Annotated in this window: 18 protein-coding genes and 1 other RNA gene; 18 read left to right on the top strand and 1 reads right to left on the bottom strand. The window is 36.4% G+C overall.

Translation table 11 applies throughout. From position 1 onward, the window contains the following. Nucleotides 1–111: 111 nt before the first annotated feature. The 6 genes from gyrA (at nucleotide 112) to ACL9RH_RS06265 (ending at nucleotide 7,075) form a co-directional block, all read left to right on the top strand. Nucleotides 112–2,724, top strand: a complete 2,613-nt coding sequence (gene gyrA, locus ACL9RH_RS06290) for a DNA gyrase subunit A (RefSeq protein ID WP_422692487.1) — start codon at nucleotides 112–114, stop codon at nucleotides 2,722–2,724. Between the two features lie 27 nt (nucleotides 2,725–2,751). Continuing rightward, entirely contained in the window at nucleotides 2,752–3,789 is a 1,038-nt protein-coding gene (locus ACL9RH_RS06285) for a tetratricopeptide repeat protein (RefSeq protein WP_422692486.1), read from the top strand. Nucleotides 3,790–3,943: 154 nt separating this feature from the next. Continuing rightward, a complete protein-coding gene (locus ACL9RH_RS06280; RefSeq protein ID WP_034697698.1) occupies nucleotides 3,944–4,780 on the top strand; it encodes a 1,4-dihydroxy-2-naphthoyl-CoA synthase in 837 nt (278 codons plus the stop codon). Nucleotides 4,781–4,855: 75 nt separating this feature from the next. Beyond that, entirely contained in the window at nucleotides 4,856–5,785 is a 930-nt protein-coding gene (gene menA, locus ACL9RH_RS06275) for a 1,4-dihydroxy-2-naphthoate octaprenyltransferase (protein WP_422692485.1), read from the top strand. Nucleotides 5,786–5,803: 18 nt separating this feature from the next. After that, nucleotides 5,804–6,250 carry an SRPBCC family protein gene (locus tag ACL9RH_RS06270; protein WP_422692484.1) on the top strand — a complete coding sequence of 149 codons (447 nt, stop codon included), beginning with the start codon at nucleotides 5,804–5,806 and terminating at the stop codon, nucleotides 6,248–6,250. A gap of 138 nt (nucleotides 6,251–6,388) precedes the next feature. Continuing rightward, a complete protein-coding gene (locus ACL9RH_RS06265) occupies nucleotides 6,389–7,075 on the top strand; it encodes a metal-dependent hydrolase (RefSeq protein ID WP_422692483.1) in 687 nt (228 codons plus the stop codon). 118 nt (nucleotides 7,076–7,193) lie between these two features. Here ACL9RH_RS06265 and ffs read toward each other — a convergent pair. Then, nucleotides 7,194–7,291, bottom strand: an RNA gene (gene ffs / locus ACL9RH_RS06260) — signal recognition particle sRNA small type. Between the two features lie 131 nt (nucleotides 7,292–7,422). On the opposite strand from ffs, the gene ACL9RH_RS06255 reads away from it, so the two are divergent. The 12 genes from ACL9RH_RS06255 to ACL9RH_RS06200 all read left to right on the top strand — a co-directional run bounded on the left by ACL9RH_RS06255 (nucleotide 7,423) and on the right by ACL9RH_RS06200 (nucleotide 18,410). Beyond that, the gene (locus ACL9RH_RS06255) at nucleotides 7,423–8,025 is read left to right on the top strand and encodes a DUF4199 domain-containing protein (RefSeq protein WP_422692482.1); all 603 of its coding nucleotides are present in this window, start codon (nucleotides 7,423–7,425) and stop codon (nucleotides 8,023–8,025) included. 16 nt (nucleotides 8,026–8,041) lie between these two features. Further along, nucleotides 8,042–8,992 carry a glycosyltransferase family 2 protein gene (locus tag ACL9RH_RS06250; RefSeq protein WP_422692481.1) on the top strand — a complete coding sequence of 317 codons (951 nt, stop codon included), beginning with the start codon at nucleotides 8,042–8,044 and terminating at the stop codon, nucleotides 8,990–8,992. Beyond that, the gene (locus tag ACL9RH_RS06245; RefSeq protein WP_422692480.1) at nucleotides 8,992–9,384 is read left to right on the top strand and encodes a hypothetical protein; all 393 of its coding nucleotides are present in this window, start codon (nucleotides 8,992–8,994) and stop codon (nucleotides 9,382–9,384) included. Before ACL9RH_RS06250 ends, ACL9RH_RS06245 begins: the two co-directional genes overlap by 1 nt. Before the next feature lie 116 nt (nucleotides 9,385–9,500). Beyond that, the gene (locus ACL9RH_RS06240; RefSeq protein WP_422692479.1) at nucleotides 9,501–9,884 is read left to right on the top strand and encodes a hypothetical protein; all 384 of its coding nucleotides are present in this window, start codon (nucleotides 9,501–9,503) and stop codon (nucleotides 9,882–9,884) included. Between the two features lie 293 nt (nucleotides 9,885–10,177). Then, on the top strand, nucleotides 10,178–10,879 hold the full coding sequence (locus ACL9RH_RS06235) for a GIN domain-containing protein (protein ID WP_422692478.1): 702 nt from the start codon (nucleotides 10,178–10,180) through the stop codon (nucleotides 10,877–10,879). Between the two features lie 200 nt (nucleotides 10,880–11,079). Next, on the top strand, nucleotides 11,080–12,795 hold the full coding sequence (locus ACL9RH_RS06230) for a phospho-sugar mutase (RefSeq protein WP_422692477.1): 1,716 nt from the start codon (nucleotides 11,080–11,082) through the stop codon (nucleotides 12,793–12,795). 281 nt (nucleotides 12,796–13,076) lie between these two features. After that, nucleotides 13,077–14,330, top strand: a complete 1,254-nt coding sequence (locus ACL9RH_RS06225) for a pyridoxal phosphate-dependent aminotransferase (protein WP_422692476.1) — start codon at nucleotides 13,077–13,079, stop codon at nucleotides 14,328–14,330. A 287-nt stretch (nucleotides 14,331–14,617) separates the two neighbouring features. Continuing rightward, nucleotides 14,618–15,604, top strand: a complete 987-nt coding sequence (locus ACL9RH_RS06220; protein WP_422692475.1) for a phosphatase PAP2 family protein — start codon at nucleotides 14,618–14,620, stop codon at nucleotides 15,602–15,604. Nucleotides 15,605–15,743: 139 nt separating this feature from the next. Beyond that, nucleotides 15,744–16,466: a 3-deoxy-manno-octulosonate cytidylyltransferase gene (gene kdsB / locus ACL9RH_RS06215; protein ID WP_422692474.1), complete on the top strand. Its 723-nt coding sequence runs from the start codon at nucleotides 15,744–15,746 to the stop codon at nucleotides 16,464–16,466. Between the two features lie 76 nt (nucleotides 16,467–16,542). Next, the gene (locus ACL9RH_RS06210) at nucleotides 16,543–17,205 is read left to right on the top strand and encodes a histidine kinase (protein ID WP_422692473.1); all 663 of its coding nucleotides are present in this window, start codon (nucleotides 16,543–16,545) and stop codon (nucleotides 17,203–17,205) included. 39 nt (nucleotides 17,206–17,244) lie between these two features. Then, complete coding sequence (locus tag ACL9RH_RS06205) at nucleotides 17,245–17,820, top strand: glutathione peroxidase (protein ID WP_422692472.1); 576 nt, start codon at nucleotides 17,245–17,247, stop codon at nucleotides 17,818–17,820. A gap of 74 nt (nucleotides 17,821–17,894) precedes the next feature. Next, nucleotides 17,895–18,410, top strand: a complete 516-nt coding sequence (locus ACL9RH_RS06200) for a VOC family protein (RefSeq protein ID WP_422692471.1) — start codon at nucleotides 17,895–17,897, stop codon at nucleotides 18,408–18,410. Nucleotides 18,411–18,418 lie beyond the last annotated feature (8 nt).

The following is an 18,418-nucleotide window of genomic DNA, read 5'->3' as shown; positions in this document are numbered from 1 at the left end:
TCGCAAAAATCGGCATTTTTTTCGTAAATTAGCCCGTTAATAAAAATTGGAAATAAATAATTTTCAGACTTTCAGCTAAGGGTCTGACTATCATTATAATAAAATTTGTTTATGCAAAAAGAAGGAGAAAGACTGATTCCTATCAACATTGTTGATGAAATGAAGTCATCTTATATCGATTATTCGATGTCGGTTATCGTTTCAAGAGCGTTACCAGATGTAAGAGATGGCTTGAAACCCGTTCATAGAAGAGTACTGTATGGTATGTATGGATTAGGGGTTTTTTCTAATAGAAAATATTTGAAATCTGCGAGAATTGTTGGGGATGTTTTGGGTAAATACCACCCACACGGAGACTCTTCTGTTTACGATGCGATGGTAAGAATGGCTCAGGACTGGAGTTTGCGTTATCCACAAGTGGATGGGCAGGGTAACTTCGGTTCCATGGACGGTGACCCGCCAGCGGCAATGCGTTATACTGAGGCAAGATTGAAAAAAATCTCTGATGAGGTTCTTTCAGACCTAGACAAAGAAACAGTTGATTTTCAGAATAACTTTGACGACAGCTTGCAGGAACCTACCGTAATGCCTACTAAAGTTCCAAACTTATTGGTAAACGGTACTTCCGGAATCGCAGTAGGGATGGCTACCAACATGGCTCCTCACAACCTATCCGAGTCTGTAGACGCGATTTGTGCTTATATTGATAACAAAGACATTACCATTGATGAGCTGATGCAGCACATCATTGCTCCGGATTTCCCTACAGGTGGTATCATCTATGGATATGACGGGGTAAGAGACGCATTCCATACAGGAAGAGGAAGAGTAGTCTTAAGAGCAAAAGTAAACTTTGATGAAATAGGAAACAGAAACGCAATTATCGTTACTGAAATTCCTTATCAGGTAAACAAAGCTGAAATGATTGCCAGAACAGCTGAGCTCGTTAAGGATGAAAAAATTCCTGGTATTCATGAAATCAGAGACGAATCGGACAGAAAAGGACTTCGTGTGGTGTATGAACTTAAAAATGATGCCATTCCGAATGTTGTTCTTAACCTATTATATAAATATACAGCACTTCAGACTTCTTTCAGTGTTAACAATATTGCATTGGTACACGGAAGACCGGAGCAGCTGAACCTGAAAGATATTATCCATCACTTTGTAGAGCACAGACATGAAGTTATCGTAAGAAGAACGAAGTATGAGCTTAAAAAAGCAAAAGAAAGAGCACATATCTTAGAAGGATTCATGAAGGTAATCGGTTCTCAGGATTCACTGGACAGAGCGATCTCAATTATCCGTCACAGTGCCAATCCTCAGGCTGCAAAAGAAGGCTTGATTGAAGCATTCGAACTTTCTGAAATTCAGGCTCAGGCAATTCTTGATCTTAGATTGGCACGTCTTACAGGAATGGAGCTTGATAAGATCCGTGATGAGTACGATGCAATCATGAAAGAAATTGCTGATTTAGAAGATATCTTAGCCAATGAGCCGAGAAGATTCGATATCATTAAAGAAGAGCTTCTTGAAATCAAAGAAAAATACGGTGACGAAAGAAGAACGGAAATCGACTATTCAGGAGGAGAAATGTCTATCGAAGACATTATTCCAAACGAATCTGTAGTTCTTACCATTTCTCACGCAGGATATATTAAGAGAACTTCACTTTCAGAATATAAAATTCAAAGTAGAGGTGGAGTTGGAAACAAAGCTGCTACAACAAGAGATTCCGACTTCCTGGAATATATCGTTTCAGCGACCAACCACCAGTATATGCTATTCTTTACAGAAAAAGGAAGATGTTACTGGCTAAGAGTATTTGAAATTCCTGAAGGTTCCAAAACAGCAAAAGGAAGAGCTGTACAAAACCTGATCAACATTGAGCCTGACGATAAGATCAAAGCATACATCAGAACCAATAACCTTAAAGATTCTGAATACGTAAACCAGATGAGCGTTGTAATGGTTACCAAAAACGGTACAATCAAGAAAACATCTCTGGAAGCTTATTCAAGACCAAGAGTAAATGGGGTGAATGCTATTGAAATTAGAGATAATGACCAGTTATTAGGCGCATACCTTACTAATGGTACTTCTCAGATCATGATTGCTACCAAAAATGGTAAATGTATCCGTTTCCCTGAAGAAAAAGTAAGAGAGGTAGGTAGAGGATCTATCGGGGTTCGTGGTATTGCGATGGAAGACAATGATGAGGCTATTGGTATGATTGTTGTGAATGATGTGGAGAACGAAACAGTACTTGTAGTATCTGAAAAAGGATATGGAAAGAGAACTGCAGTAGAAGACTACAGAATTACCAACAGAGGAGGAAAAGGAGTAATCACGCTGAACATTACCGAAAAAACAGGAAATCTTATCGCTATTCAGAACGTAACCGACGAGGATGGATTAATGATCATCAATAAATCCGGTGTTGCCATCAGAATGGGAATGGACGAAATGAGAGTAATGGGTAGAAATACTCAGGGAGTAAAACTGATCAACCTTAAGAAAAATGACGAAATTGCAGCCATTGCAAAAGTAGAAATGGATAAAGATGTTGAAGATGATTCCGAAGAAATTGAAGGCAATGAAGAAGCTGGAGAAGTTGAAGGAGAAATCAAGGAAGGAACAGGAACGCTATTTGATAACCTAGAAGACGACAATACACCTCAGGCTGAAAACGAAGCAGAGGAAACTGAGAATTCTGAAGAATAAATGTACAATTAATATAAAATAGTTATTATGAAGAAACTGATTTTAGGAATGGCTATCGTAGCGTCTGCTTTCGCTTTTGGGCAGAAGAAAGATGCGAATGCTTTGAATGCACAGCTTCAGGAAGCTAACAAGGCTGCTATGGATGCATATAATGCAAAAAATTATGTAGCTGCAGCACCTAAGTTTGTAGAAGTGTATGACTTATTGAAGTCTACAGGCCAAGACAATAAAATTTATATGTATTATGCAGGACTTAGCCACGCGTTAGCCAATAACAGTGACCAATCCATCAAGATATATACAGATTTGGTTAACTCTGGATTTACAGGAGTAGAAACTACTTACACTGCAAAAGAGAAAAAAACAGGTCAGGTAGTGAATTTGGATAAAGCTACTTGGGAGCTTATGAAGAAAAATCCAGATTATAGCGATTTCAAAACAGAGCAATCTAAGAGCGTAGAACCTGAGTTATATGAAACATTGTCTTCATTACTTTTAAATGCAAAAAAATCTAATGAAGCATTAGCAATCATTGAAAAAGGATTAGCTAAATATCCAAACAATGCTAAGCTTAAAGAAGCTCAAACTTCAGCATACCTTGCATCTGGAAACACAGATAAGTTCGTTTCTGGTTTGAAAGAACAATTGGCGAAAAACCCTAACGACCCTACAAACTGGTACAACCTTGGGGTAATGCAGGCTAAAACTCCAGCTACAGTGAATGATGCTTTAGAATCATTCAAAAAAGCTATTCAGCTTAAGCCTGACTTTGCTGATGCACACCAAAACCTGGTTTATACTACAATTGGTGACGATGCAACTATCGTAGCACAAATCAATGCTTTAAGAAAAGATAAGCCGGATGAAGCTTCAAAGTTGATCGACGAAAGAAGAGAAAGATTCAACAAAGCATTACCTTATGCTGAAGGATGGTACAAAGCATCTCCAAAGAGTCTTGACGCAGTTACTGCTTTAAAAGAAATCTATGTAGTAACTAAAAACATGGATAAAGTTAAAGAAATGAAAGCCAAAGAAGCTGAACTTACAGCGGCTGGAGGAAAATAATCATTTTGATAACCCAATATAAAAACCGGAACAGTAAATGTTCCGGTTTTATTTTTTATTGAAAAAATATCAGCATTTTTTGTTGTTGTAAACCCTAAATTTCACCCCCAGAAATTCTCTGTAATTCCGTATCTTTGAGAAAAATTTTTATCAGATGATAGAGTGGAAAACCGCCAAGGAATACGAAGATATTACCTATAAAAAAAGTAATGGAGTAGCAAGAATTGCTTTCAACAGACCGGAAGTCCGTAATGCTTTCAGACCTAAAACAACTTCAGAACTATACGATGCCTTTTACGACGCTTACGAAGACCCTTCAATTGGAGTTGTTCTTCTTTCAGGAGAAGGACCAAGCCCAAAAGACGGAGGTTGGGCATTTTGTAGTGGTGGAGACCAGAAAGCAAGAGGACATCAGGGTTATGTAGGAGAAGACGGAAGACACCGTTTGAACATCCTTGAAGTTCAGCGTCTGATCCGTTTCATGCCGAAGGTAGTTATTGCCGTTGTTCCAGGATGGGCAGTAGGAGGAGGACACTCTCTTCACGTAGTGTGCGACCTTACGTTAGCAAGTGAAGAACATGCTATTTTCAAACAAACAGATGCTGATGTAACAAGTTTTGACGGAGGATACGGATCTGCGTATCTTGCTAAAATGGTGGGGCAGAAAAAAGCTCGTGAAATTTTCTTTTTAGGAAGAAATTATTCCGCTCAGGAAGCTTTTGAAATGGGAATGGTGAACAAAGTAGTTCCTCATGCAGAATTAGAAGATACAGCTTACGAATGGGCACAGGAAATATTAGCAAAATCACCAACCTCTATCAGAATGCTGAAATTTGCAATGAACCTTACAGATGACGGAATGGTTGGCCAGCAGGTATTTGCCGGAGAAGCTACCCGTTTAGCCTATATGACCGAAGAAGCACAGGAAGGTAGAAATGCATTCCTTGAAAAGAGAAAACCGAACTTCGGAGAAGATCAATGGATATCATAACATTAGTGATGAGTAATAAATAATGAGAAATATTGCTCATTACTTATTACCCATTGCTTATTACTTACAAATAGTATGACTGATTGGATAAAAGCCGCAAGGCTAAGAACTTTACCGCTTTCCTTAAGCGGAATTATTATGGGAGCCTTTATTGCCAAATGGAGACTTCATGATGAAGGAGGAATTTGGGATTGGAAAATCTTTGCTCTGGCACTTTTGGTAACACTTCTTTATCAGATCCTTTCGAACTATGCCAATGATTATGGAGATGGAGTAAAAGGGACCGATGCCAAAAGAATCAACGAAGCAGAAGCAAGAGCTGTAGCATCTGGGAAAATTACGGCAAAACAGATGAAAAATGCAGTCATTCTTTTCTCTGCATTATCTTTTATTGCTACAGTTGCTTTATTGTATGTGGCTTTCATCCCGAAATATATGAATGAATTCTATATCTTCATAGGTTTGGGCGTGGCAAGTATTCTTGCAGCCATCGGATATACAGTAGGAAAGAAGCCTTACGGATATATGGGATTGGGAGATATCTTTGTATTTATCTTCTTTGGACTTGTTTCTGTATGTGGAAGTTATTTCCTGTTTACAAAAACATTCAGCTGGGACATGCTTTTGCCGGGAACAGCAGTAGGAATGATGAGTATGGCTGTTCTGAATCTTAACAACATGCGAGACATTGAAAGTGACAGATTATCAGGAAAGAACAGCTTTGCATTAAGAATCGGATTCAGAAATGCAATGATTTATGAAATGGTTCTTCTACAGCTTCCCTTGTTGCTGATCCTTATGTTTTTAGGAATAAACGGCTTTATACAAGGGCAAAACTACTACGCTTTCATTGTAATGATCCTAATGTTTCCATTATCAAAACTAAGAAGAAAGATCTTATCTGTGAAAGAACCAAAAGAGCTAGATCAGTATTTAAAGCAAGTTGGGATCATGACGTTTGTAATGGCTATTCTTACGGCAGCTGGACTTAATTTATTTAACTAATCTTAAAATAAAACACTTATGAATTCGAATGCCTACGTTGAAGCTCAAATGCTCATCAGAAAACCCGTTGAAGATGTTTTTGAAGCATTTATCAATCCGGAAGTAACCACAAATTTCTGGTTTACAAAATCTACCGGAAAACTGGAAGAAGGAAAGGAAATTACCTGGGAATGGGAAATGTACGGAGTGAAAAATGTCGTGAAAGTTCATCAGATTATTCCCGGCCAACTGATAAAGACAGAATGGGGAGAGCCTTTAGTAAACGTAGACTATGAATTCAAAACAATGGAAAACGGAACTCTGGTTGTTATTAAAAGCTATGGATTCAGCCAGACAGGCGAAGATCTTCTCAAAGTAATTAACGACAATACAGGTGGTTTTACAACAGTTTTAGACGGCTGTAAAGCCTATCTTGAACATGGGATAAATCTTCGGCTTATTGAAGACAAATTCCCGGGAAAATAATAAATAAACAACGTTTTTGCATTAAAAATAAAACACGAATGACACGAATACTTTTATGATTAGCACTTACCACATTGTGTTATTGATGAAAGAATTTGAGTCATTTGTGTTTCATATTCATTCAAAACTAAATTTAAAATGAAAATACAGTTCTTAGGGCAAAATTGCTTCCTGTTTACGTACAAGGACAAGACAATTTTATGCGACCCTTTCTACAATTACAAAAAAGCGGAATCAGGTTTTGATATTACCGCCCAGAAAATTGATTACATCCTTCTTACCCATGCGCATGGCGATCATATTGCAGACGTAGGAGAAGTATTGCAGCACTATCCTGAAGCTACCATCATTGGAGTGCCGGAAGTATGCGCTTACTTCAAACAGGCTATCAATACAGACGATGTGAACCTCGGAGGATCGGCAAAAATCGACGATCTTAAAATTTCCATGGTTCCGGCTCACCACACCAGTTCTTTCCCAGATGGGAGCTACGGAGGCGTTCCTGTAGGATATATTTTCAGACTTCCTGAAGGTAAGAATATCTATTTGGCAGGTGATACAGGAGTAATGGCAGATATGGAGCTGTTCCCAAGACTTTACGGGAATATCGACCTTTCTATCCTTCCTATCGGAAGCCACTATACAATGTGTCCTAGAAAAGCTTCTTTCGCAGCAGCAGAGCTATTAAAAACACCTAAAGTAATCGGATGTCACTTTGATACTTTCCCGGCAATTGAAATCAACCATGAAAGTGCTTTAAAGCATTTTGCAGATAAAAATGTAGAACTTGTTTTACCAAAATTGGGAGAAACATTCGAATTTTAATCGATAACGAGACCGCGGGGTAATTTGAAAATTAGAAAAATGAAAAAGATGCGTAACGTATTAAAAACAAAAAAAGATAATTATCAAATTACCTCTCTTCTTACTTTAATACAAAAAAAAATGGCAAGCTACCTAAATCACACCGCTACAACCGATTACCTTTGCTGCGTTCCCACCCTGGAGGATTCTCAGGAGCTAGTTGTTTAGGACTTGCCGTTGCAAAGGTAGGAATATTTTATTAACTTCAAAACTTTATTAAGAAAATTTCGTTGAAAAAATGCAGTGGTAGAGCTAATCGGCTGACATTTAGGGGAATAATTTTTCAACTTTTTTCTAAAAAATTAAATATGACGAAAAGTCCATCAACACTAGGAATTATACTTTTTATCGCTACAATGATCGTTTTCTTTGTAGTGTACACGTTTTTTTCAGGAATCAATTATTTTGATATCTCGCTGAAAGCCAATGCTTTTGTTTTACCGTTATTATATGCAGGCGCCGCTTTTTGGTCTGTAAAAGTATATTGGAACACGCATAGAGTAGTAAAATTTAAAGACGCTTTCAAAAGAGCATTCGTTCCCATGTTTATCGGAGGAATTCTTTCCATCTTCAGTATTTATGCTTTTTTAAACTTTGCAGATCCTGATGCTAAAAAGTTGTTGAACTACCAATATGTTCAAAGACAAAAATCAGAATTAGATACAGAATATACCTCTGCAAGAAAGATTTTGAAGCATCAGAAAGACATTGATGAGTTGGATCAGAAGTATAAAGAGAGGCTGCAAAGCTTCACTCCTACAGCTGTAAAAGGAAAAGATATGCTTACCGCAAGTCATTTTTCAGGATATTTTGCCGCAATTCTTATATTTTACGTAGTTTTGTCGGTGTTTTTCGGAGCGTTTTTCAGAACACGAACAATTCATCAACCCGAAGAAACAAACGAAGCCTAATTTTTATTAAAATTAAATGAATTTATCTATAGTTATTCCGTTACTGAACGAAGAAGACTCTCTGGAAGAGCTTTTTTCAAGAATTGATAAAGTGTGCACAACCAGTAACTTATCTTACGAGATCTGGTTTGTAGACGATGGAAGTACGGATTTGTCGTGGAGTATTATTGAGAACATGAAGGTGCAGCACCCTCAGATCCACGCAATTAAATTTTCCAGAAATTATGGAAAATCACAGGCGCTTCATGCCGCTTTTGCAAGAACAAACGGTGATGTGGTGATTACAATGGATGCCGATTTACAGGATTTCCCAGAAGAAATTCCGGAACTGTACAATATGGTAATTCATGATAATTATGATATTGTTTCCGGTTGGAAAAAGAAGCGTTTTGATAATGTAATGACGAAAAATATTCCGTCAAAATTATTCAATGCCGCGGCGAGAAAAGTTTCAGGCGTTTATCTTCATGATTTCAACTGTGGCTTGAAAGCCTACAAAAAACAGGTCGTAAAATCTGTTGATGTGTATGGAGATATGCACCGTTATATCCCAGTATTGGCTGCCAATGCAGGATTTAGAAGAATTACGGAAAAAGAAGTACAGCACCAGGCAAGACCTTACGGAACTTCAAAGTTCGGAACCGAAAGATTTGTAAGAGGGTTTTTGGATTTGATAACTCTTTGGTTTGTAAGTCGTTTTGGAGGAAGACCTATGCATTTCTTCGGAGCGGTAGGAACATTAATGTTTATCGTTGGTTTTCTTTCGGCACTTTGGTTGGGGATTTCTAAACTTATTGATGTGGCAAGAGGAATTTACGGACATTTAATTACCAATAATCCTTGGTTCTTTATTGCTCTGACTATGATGATTATGGGAACACTACTTTTTATAGCAGGATTCTTAGGAGAAATGATCATCAGAACCAACCGCGAGCATAAGAACTATAATATTGATGAAGTAATATAATGGAGGAAAAATTACCGAAAATATATTCTAAAAAAGCTATTTTAGGATTTTCTATCTTTATGTCAACAATTTTTGGAGGGGTATTGTTATACCAAAATCTAATTGATATCAACAAAAAGAAAGAAGCTTATACTGTTTTGGGAATTTCTATTGCAATAACAATATTAACTGGCGTTATTGTTAATATTCCGGAAAATCCTAGCACTTCATTATCATATATATGTGGCCTTGGCGGGGGATTTCTTCTTGCTTATTATTTTATGCCTAAATATTTTCCAAATGAAGAACAGTATCCTACGAAAGCGATATGGAAACCATTAATTATTGCCGTAATTATCGCTGCAATTATTTTAGCCTTAATCATTTATGGTATTTCTGTTGAAAATGGCTAGACAATAGAATAGTTGTAATAGTTCATCAATCATTACAGATTAAAAATAAAATATCACGAAAAGCACTCTATTGATAGGGTGCTTTTCTATTTTTGCAAAACTTTTAACCCTATCTAATGTTGCAGTTCAGAATTTTTATCATTTCTCTTTTGCTGATTTTTATTACATCATGCTCCTCAAACAAAGTAGTGGGTTCCTGGAAATTCATTGAAATATATTATGGAGAGATCAGAAATACAGATCTTGTGAAAATGAAAAATGACAGTTCAAAATATGGAAATGGAACTCTAACTTTCAATAAAAATGGGACTTTCAATTCTATGGAAGACACAGGAACGTATCAAAGGAAAAAAGAGTTACTCATGATGAAGTATAAAGACGGAACAGATACGGCGCGAATGAAAATCTCTTATTTGAGTTCTAAATATCTGTTCCTGTATTCAACCACAAAGGCTTCCAAAACTTGGGTATACGAAAAAGTAGAGTCACAGAAAAAATAGAAAAAAAGACTTTTTTTGTTTTAAAACAGGCGGGAAATGATTTTTTACACACATTTTTACCGTTATTTTACGTAATTTCAATATTTCCAATTGCTGCGCAAAACAAACTTTCAGATAAAAACCAGAAAATTAAAAAATATCACGTATTTTATTGCCAAAAGACAAAGATTTTTAAAAATTTTAATCCTATTTTTGTTGTAAAATAGCATTGAAAATTTCTATGAGAGGATTGAAAAAAACTTTCAGAAATTTTTAATAAAATCATTATTGAATTTGAATATTTACCATTAAATATGAAAAAAGTATTATACACATTGATGTTGGTTGCTGTAGTTTCCTGCGGAAAAGTCTCTCCGAAAGGAAATATTGAAAAGAAAGATGTGGATGTTTCAGAATTTGTTAATCTGGATCTGGAAGGCAAATTCCGTGTTTTCTATGCGAGAGGGCCAAAGAATTTTGTAGAAATAGAAACGTATCCCAATGTTGCCAATAATCTTGACGTGGATGTAAAAGACAAAACCCTTTCCATTAAAGAAAAAAGAGGTACAAAAGGAGTAGATTTTTACAACGTAACCATCTATTCTAAATATAATCTTGAAAAAGTAGCCGTTTCGGATTCTGTAGAAGTTAATATTTCAAGCGAAATAAAGACAGACAATTTCAGGCTTAATATGAAAAATAATGCCAGCTTTATGGGATCTGTAAACACCCGAAGAGCAGAAGTGGAGATGCACAACAGAAGCCGTGCTAACTTCCTTGGGTTATCTAAAAATGCAGTTATAAAGATTTCAGATACAGCAAGTTTAATTGCTCCTTACTGGAAAATCACCAATCTGAATATTGATTCTAAAAACGGAAACTATGCAGAAGTAAATGTGAAAGATTCTTTAAAAGGACACATCCAAAATACTGCAAAATTTATCTATTATAACGATCCGATCAGAGCGTTTAAAATTGATAAAACGACAAGAGTTGAGAATAAGAAATTAGATTAGTTTCGGTAGGAAGTCAGAAGATGCAGGCTGGGAGTTATGTTAGTTTTTCATCTCTCTATTTTCAGAATTAAAAAAATCTTCCAAACTTGAACAATAAAAAAATATAAAAAATCAAACAAAGCCGGAATTTTAAAACCAGGCAGGATATAATTTCCCGTCTCTAGCTTTATTTTTTCCGCTTAAAAAACTTAGACATAAATATGAATACACTAGAAAAAGCGAAACTTTGGTTAAGTGATACCTTCGATAAAGAAACGAGAGATGCAGTACAGGCATTAATCGACAGCAATTCCCCTGATCTGGAAGATTCTTTCTACAGAGAACTGGAATTCGGAACAGGAGGAATGCGTGGGATAATGGGAGTAGGAACCAACCGCTTGAATAAATATACATTGGGACAGGCTACCCAAGGATTGGCAAACTATATGTTGCAGCAATTCAAGGGAGAAGAGATCAAAGTGGCTATTGCTTACGATGTTCGTCATAATTCAAAAGAATTTGGAAAACTGGTGGCAGATGTTTTAACGGCAAACGGGATTAAAGTGTTGCTTTTCAAAGACCACAGACCGACTCCTGAATTGTCTTTCACTGTTCGTGATAAAAAATGTAACGGTGGAATTGTATTAACAGCTTCTCACAATCCACCGGAATATAACGGATATAAAGTATACTGGAATGACGGAGCTCAAATTGTTCCGCCAAATGATGAAGCCATTATCAAAGAAGTATATTCTGTGAAATTTGATGAAATTAAATTCAACGGAAATGATGATTTAATTGAATGGATCGGAGAGGAGCAGGATGATGTTTATATTGATGCTTGTATTGAAAACTCTACCTATCAGGATGTTGGGAAAGAAAATTTGAATATCGTTTTCACGTCTATCCACGGAACAACGTATACTACCATTCCTAAAGCTTTAGCCAAAGCAGGATTTAAAAAGGTGGATCTTGTAAAAGAACAAATGATTCCAAGCCCTAATTTCCCTACCGTAGAATCTCCGAATCCAGAAGAACCTGCAGCGCTGGAAATGGCGATGGATCTGGCAAGAATTACCAATGCAGATATTGTTATCGGAACAGATCCGGATGGTGACAGACTGGGAATTGCCGTAAGAAATCTTGATGGTGAAATGCAGCTGTTGAACGGTAACCAAACCAATACAATCCTTACTTATTATATCCTGAATGAATGGAGAAAGCAGGGAAGAATTACAGGAAAAGAATTCATCGGTTCTACGATTGTAACTTCGGATATCTTCTATGATATTGCACAGAAATTTGGTGTAGAATGTAAAGTGGGTCTTACCGGTTTCAAATGGATCGGAAAAATGATCCGTGAAGCAGAAGGAACTCAAAAGTTTGTATGCGGTGGAGAAGAAAGTTTCGGTTTCATGACCGGAGATTTTGTTCGAGACAAAGATTCTTGTGGAAGTATTCTTGTAGCTTGTGAAATTGCTGCATGGTGTAAAGCGAACGGAAAAACAATGTATCAGTACATGATCGACATCTATAAAGATCTTGGAATGTATTATGAAGGACTGATCAATATTGTAAGAAAAGGAAAAGAAGGTGCTGAAGAAATTCAGAACATGATGAAGAACTTCCGCGAAAATCCTCCAAAAGAATTAGCAGGCTCAGAAGTGTTACAAATCAACGATTATAATGAGCAAACAAGCTTTAACGTTTCTACGAACGAGAAGAAAGTAATGAACGATATTCCAAAATCTAACGTATTGATTTATTATACAGAAGATGGAACAAAAGTTTGTGTAAGACCTTCAGGAACAGAACCAAAAATTAAGTTCTATGTTTCTGTAAGAGACTCTATCTCTTCAGAAGCAGACTTTAGAGACAAATTAAAATCATTGGAAGCTAAAATAGGAGCCGTTAAAACAGATTTGAAACTGGATTAATCCTCTGATAAAGCAACTGATAAAAAATATAACAGTTTACTTACACGCTGCAACCGTAGTTTCCCATCAAAAGGAAGCTACAGTTTCAGATGTAAAAAAGGGAAATGATTCGATGCCCGAACTGGATGCAAAGAAGATCAGCAAAATTCAATAGGCAGTTTGTCTATCCGCAGAAAACTAAATAACTAATAGTCGATACGATGCTCATTTCGTTGAGGATCAAACAGATGTGGAAATCAATTTAAGAAGATAATATTAGTCAATTTTAAATAAGAAAAAAAGTGAAAGTTTCAAAATTAGCAGCGAACCTGATCGGTTCTGAAATTGTAAAAATTGGTAACGAAGTAAATGATCTAAAAGCAAAAGGAGCAGAAATTGCCAATCTTACTATTGGTGACCTGAATTCTAATATCTATCCTATTCCAGCATTGCTGAAGGAAGAGATTCAGAAAGCCTATCAGAATAACCTGACAAACTATCCTCCTGCCAACGGACTTTTATCTTTAAGAAAAGAAGTTTCTAAAGACCTTAAAAACAGATGGAACCTGGATTATGCTCCCAACGATATTCTGATTACAGCAGGTTCAAGACCTTTGATCTATGCTGTATATAAAACCATCGTAGATGAAGGTGATAAAGTAGTATATCCTACACCATCTTGGAACAACAACCATTATGCTTACCTTACTTCAGCCAACGCTGTAGAAGTAAAAACAAAACCTGAAACCAACTTCCTTCCCACTGCAGATGATTTAAGACCTCATTTGGATGGAGCTGTATTATTAGCACTTTGCTCTCCGTTGAACCCAACAGGAACAATGTTTACAAAAGAGCAGCTTTCAGAGATCTGCGAACTTGTGATTGCTGAAAACAAAAAAAGAGGAGAGAATGAAAAGCCGTTATACCTAATGTATGACCAAATTTATTCTAACCTTACTTTTGGTGCTCCACACGTTGATCCGGTTTCTCTTTTCCCTGAAATGAAAGACTACACTATCTATATCGATGGTATTTCAAAATGCCTTGCAGCAACAGGAGTACGTGTAGGATGGGGATTTGGTCCTGCTCATATCATTGACAAAATGAAAGCGCTTCTTACACACGTTGGAGCCTGGGCTCCAAAACCAGAACAGGAAGCAACAGCAAAATTCTTTGAAAACCCTGAAAATGTAAATGTTTTCGTAGAAGATTTCAAAGGTAAACTGGAAGAAAGTTTAAAAGTTCTTCACGGAGGAATTCAGGATCTGAAAGCAAAAGGCTTAACGGTTGACAGTATTGAACCAATGGGAGCTCTTTATCTTACGATTAAATTAGACTATATCGGAAAAACAAAACCTGATGGAGGAGTTCTTGAAAATTCTTCTGATCTGGTATTCTATCTGATCAATGAAGCGGGTGTTGCTTTAGTACCATTCTCAGCCTTTGGAGAAGACCAGTCAGAACCTTGGTTCCGTGCTTCTGTAGGAGGATTGGCAACAGATGAAATTAAAGTGATGCTTCCGAAGCTGGAAGCTGCTTTGAACAATCTAAAGTAATTTTCAACTAGAAATATAGGCTTCGGCTCTGTGCAGTACGATATCGTTAAAACTAAAATTAGGATTATCAATGTCATACTGAATAGAGCCGAAGCTTTTTTATGCGTTTTTCTTTACCTTTCCGGAATTGTCTTTTTGGTTAAAAGTATAAACCAACAAGAGATTATTCTGTAAAAAAATTAAATAAATATTAAAAATTCAATAATCATTTTGTAGTAAGGTTAACTAGGGATTACCTTTGGGAATTTTATAAGCTAAAAATAATAAACAAGGGGAAAACAACTAAGATGAAAAAATTGAGATTTCTGCTATTACCAGTCTCTATACTGGTGTGCTCACAAGAGGTGGATACATTGAAGGTCCAGGAACTGCCGCAAACTCCTGAATTACCCAAAGTACAAACCTATACTTTAAAAGATGGTTCGGTAAGAACTTATCCTAAGCCCAAATTACTTGATTTTGTAACCAAACTGCCCAGAAACTTTATCAATACCAATAAAGATTTTGTGGCTCAAGACCATGCCTACTATCTGGGAGGAGCTGTTGCAGCTACTTTAATCCTTTTGCCAGTTGACCAGAAGCTGATTGACAACTCAAGAGAACTGGGAGAAAGATGGGGAATGGATAAGGACAATAACTATCACAAACTGGGTGGCGTTTTCAAAATACCAAAAGACATCGGTTCTACACTTTATCTGATTGGAAACGGTTCTACATTAGTATTACTGGGAATAGGGTTCGGAACCTATGGATTAATCAAAAATGATTACAGAGCACAGGCTACCGCGAGTGGTCTAATGGAGAGTTTAATTCTTTCCGGAGTTTTTACCCAAACCCTCAAGAGAATTACAGGAAGAGAAAGCCCTTTCATTGCAGAAATCAACGGAAATAAAGGCGGAGCGTGGAATCCTTTCCCAAGTTTTTCAGAATTTGGAAAAAATACTTCAAATTATGATGCAATGCCTTCAGGACATTTAACAACATTTATGGCCGGAATTACCGTGATTGCAGATAACTATCCAGATGCACGATGGATAAAACCGGTAGGATATACATTGGCCGGAGCTCTGTGTTTCCAAATGATGCAAAGTAAAGTTCACTGGGCCTCAGATTACCCTTTAGCCCTATTAATGGGGTATTTTATAGGGAAAACAATCTCCAAAAGCAGATATACTTCATCAGAAGGTACGATCGGAAAAACAAAATACAATCTCAACTTTGTAGCATCCCGCCAATGGGAATACAATATGGTAGGAGTAAAACTTTCTTTTTAATCCGCCGAAATGTCTGTTTTGTGTAGTAAATAAGATAGTTTTCACTACATTTGGTCTGAATATATATTTTGATTCCTGCATTTTTCTATGTAGGAATCAAAGTTATTGATTTAAAGACTTTTACTAATATTTTTACAAAATGAAAATAATCGCTGTCATTCCTGCTCGTTACGAAGCTAGCCGTTTTCCGGGGAAACTTATGCAGATTTTAGGAGAAAAAACCGTTATTACGACAACATATCATAACGTGGTTGAAACCGGGCTGTTTGATGAAGTATTTGTGGCTACCGACTCCGAGATTATCTTTGATGAAATTGTATCCAACGGAGGAAAAGCTGTAATGACGGGCCAGCATGAGACAGGAAGCGACCGTATTGCCGAAGCCGTACAGAATATCGATTGTGACATTGTGATTAATGTTCAGGGAGATGAACCTTTCCTTAAACTGGAACCTTTACAACAGCTTATTGAAGTCTTTAAAAATGATACCCAACAGGAGATTTCATTAGCCTCTTTAAAAATTCAACTCTTTGAAAAAGAAGAAATTGAAAATCCTAATAATGTAAAAGTAATTACAGATAATAATGGTTTTGCTCTATACTTCAGCCGTTCTGTAATCCCTTTTCATAGAGAGATTTCTTACGATGTAAAGTATTTTAAACATATTGGCGTGTATGCTTTTAGGAAAGAAGCCCTGCTTCAGTTTTCAAAATTGGAAATGAAGCCTTTGGAAATATCCGAAAAGATTGAGTGTATCCGCTATCTGGAATATGGTATGAAGATCAAAATGGTAGAAACCAACTTCATTGGAGTAGGTATTGATACTCCGGAAGATCTTGAAAAAGCCAGAAAATTAATCTAAAAAAGCCGGAAAGCCAGATTCACCTTTTTGCAATTGTACATAATTCCCCCTATATTTGAATTTATAAATAAAATTAATGAAGAAGCTACTCTTAGTATTTGGACTGATATTTTCACAGGTAACATTTGCACAGACTGCAAAAGAAATTATAGATAAAAATATTGAGTTATCCGGTGGGTTAATCAATTGGAAGCTCTTGAACTCAGTCCTGCTTCAGGGGAAAGTAATATTGGGAATTAAAGATGAATATCCCATCAAAATATATCAACAGCGCCCTAATTTGACCAAAACGTTGATTACCACCAATGGAAAAGAAACAGCCATTGAAGGTTTTGACGGAACAAAAGGGTATGCGATGAACTATGCAGCCAATAAACTTCAGGAATATCCTGAATACGTTCCTGAAAGTTTTGATAACGACTTCATTGACTGGGAAAGCAAAGGATTTGATGCCAAATATCTCGGTAAGGAAAAAGTAGGAGAGATCTACTGCCATAAAGTGGAACTTACCAAAAATGTGAATAAGAATATGTATTATTTTGATACTAAAACTTATATGCTGCTGAAAGAAATTAAAAAAGACGAAACTGTAATTTATTCCGATTATAGAAAAGTAGGAAACCTGGTGATGCCATTCAGAATAGAATCTTCCAGCCCAAAGAAAGATGGAGATTATGTTATGATACTGAATAAGATTGATGGAAACAAAGCTTTTCCTGCTAATATTTTCAAATTTTAAATCCATCGCAGTGGTATATGCTGCATAAATTGATAAGAAATGAAAAATATTTTTTTACTGCTGCTTTCGTTGGGCGCCTTCCTGCAAAGCTGTACCAACCAAAAAAGTGAAATTTCTAAAGCTAAAACCAAAGAACTTATGGGAAAAACAATATACGACTTTACCGTTGAAGGCCTTGATGGCAAAGAGATCAATTTTGCAGATTTCAAAGGAAAAAAGATTCTTATTGTAAATACTGCCTCAGAATGTGGATTTACTCCTCAGTACGCAGACCTTGAAAAAGTATATGAAGAGTACAAAGACAAATTGGTGGTGATAGGTTTTCCAGCCAATAATTTTGGAGGACAGGAACCGGGTACCAATACCGAAATTGGAAAGTTTTGCCAGAAAAATTATGGAGTAACTTTCCCAATGGCCGCAAAAGTGTCTGTGAAAGGAGATGATACAGCTCCCATTTTTAAGTTTTTAACAGAGCAGGAACTGAATGGGGTGAAAAATACAACCATTCTTTGGAACTTTACCAAGTTCTTAGTGGATGAAAATGGCAAACTGATTGACAGCTATGTAAGCACTACTAAGCCAACGTCTAATGCAATTACAAAATATCTGAAATAAAGATAAAAAAGTATATTTTTACAGGTGGGTGTTTACATCCACTTTTTTATTTCAAAAAAATACAAACAAACCTTATGAAGAAAATAGTTTTTATCCTTTGTATTCCGGCTTCCTTTATGCTGGGATTCGCTTTTAAGGCCGCTACAGAAAGTAAATCGGACAATCTGAAAAAAGTAACCGGGATTGGAGGAATCTTTTTTAAATGTAAAGACCCTAAAAAGATGAGAGCATGGTACGAAAATCATTTGGGATTGAATACCAATCAGTATGGAGCCGTATTTGAGTGGTATCAGGGAGCGGATAATTCTAAAAAAGGATTCAGCCAATGGAGCCCTTTCAGCGAAAAAACAACCTATTTTCAACCTTCTGAGAAAGATTTTATGATCAATTATCGGGTAGAAAATATCGAAAAACTAGTGGAACAGCTAAAAAAAGAAAACGTAACGGTTGTTGATAAGATTGAGACTTACGAATATGGAAAATTTGTCCATATCATGGATATTGAAGGAAACAAAATAGAACTTTGGGAACCCAATGACGTCGAATATGAAAAATTAGGACAGAAAATGGGCAGTAAAACCACAAAATAAATTCTCGC

The sequence above is a fragment of the Chryseobacterium sp. Mn2064 genome, assembly GCF_049319685.1.
Lineage (GTDB): Bacteria > Bacteroidota > Bacteroidia > Flavobacteriales > Weeksellaceae > Chryseobacterium.
This window is presented reverse-complemented; position numbering and strand designations above follow the sequence as displayed.

Bases quoted from the DNA above. Each gene is read 5' to 3' on its own strand.
- ACL9RH_RS06200 (WP_422692471.1), top strand. From the start codon at position 17,895: ATGAAGAAAATAGTTTTTATCCTTTGTATTCCGGCTTCCTTTATGCTG.
- ACL9RH_RS06250 (WP_422692481.1), top strand. From the start codon at position 8,042: ATGAATTTATCTATAGTTATTCCGTTACTGAACGAAGAAGACTCTCTG.
- ACL9RH_RS06255 (WP_422692482.1), top strand. From the start codon at position 7,423: ATGACGAAAAGTCCATCAACACTAGGAATTATACTTTTTATCGCTACA.
- ACL9RH_RS06240 (WP_422692479.1), top strand. From the start codon at position 9,501: ATGTTGCAGTTCAGAATTTTTATCATTTCTCTTTTGCTGATTTTTATT.
- kdsB (WP_422692474.1), top strand. From the start codon at position 15,744: ATGAAAATAATCGCTGTCATTCCTGCTCGTTACGAAGCTAGCCGTTTT.
- ACL9RH_RS06270 (WP_422692484.1), top strand. From the start codon at position 5,804: ATGAATTCGAATGCCTACGTTGAAGCTCAAATGCTCATCAGAAAACCC.
- ACL9RH_RS06230 (WP_422692477.1), top strand. From the start codon at position 11,080: ATGAATACACTAGAAAAAGCGAAACTTTGGTTAAGTGATACCTTCGAT.
- ACL9RH_RS06245 (WP_422692480.1), top strand. From the start codon at position 8,992: ATGGAGGAAAAATTACCGAAAATATATTCTAAAAAAGCTATTTTAGGA.
- ACL9RH_RS06235 (WP_422692478.1), top strand. From the start codon at position 10,178: ATGAAAAAAGTATTATACACATTGATGTTGGTTGCTGTAGTTTCCTGC.
- gyrA (WP_422692487.1), top strand. From the start codon at position 112: ATGCAAAAAGAAGGAGAAAGACTGATTCCTATCAACATTGTTGATGAA.
- ACL9RH_RS06210 (WP_422692473.1), top strand. From the start codon at position 16,543: ATGAAGAAGCTACTCTTAGTATTTGGACTGATATTTTCACAGGTAACA.
- ACL9RH_RS06285 (WP_422692486.1), top strand. From the start codon at position 2,752: ATGAAGAAACTGATTTTAGGAATGGCTATCGTAGCGTCTGCTTTCGCT.
- ACL9RH_RS06205 (WP_422692472.1), top strand. From the start codon at position 17,245: ATGAAAAATATTTTTTTACTGCTGCTTTCGTTGGGCGCCTTCCTGCAA.
- menA (WP_422692485.1), top strand. From the start codon at position 4,856: ATGACTGATTGGATAAAAGCCGCAAGGCTAAGAACTTTACCGCTTTCC.
- ACL9RH_RS06265 (WP_422692483.1), top strand. From the start codon at position 6,389: ATGAAAATACAGTTCTTAGGGCAAAATTGCTTCCTGTTTACGTACAAG.
- ACL9RH_RS06280 (WP_034697698.1), top strand. From the start codon at position 3,944: ATGATAGAGTGGAAAACCGCCAAGGAATACGAAGATATTACCTATAAA.
- ACL9RH_RS06220 (WP_422692475.1), top strand. From the start codon at position 14,618: ATGAAAAAATTGAGATTTCTGCTATTACCAGTCTCTATACTGGTGTGC.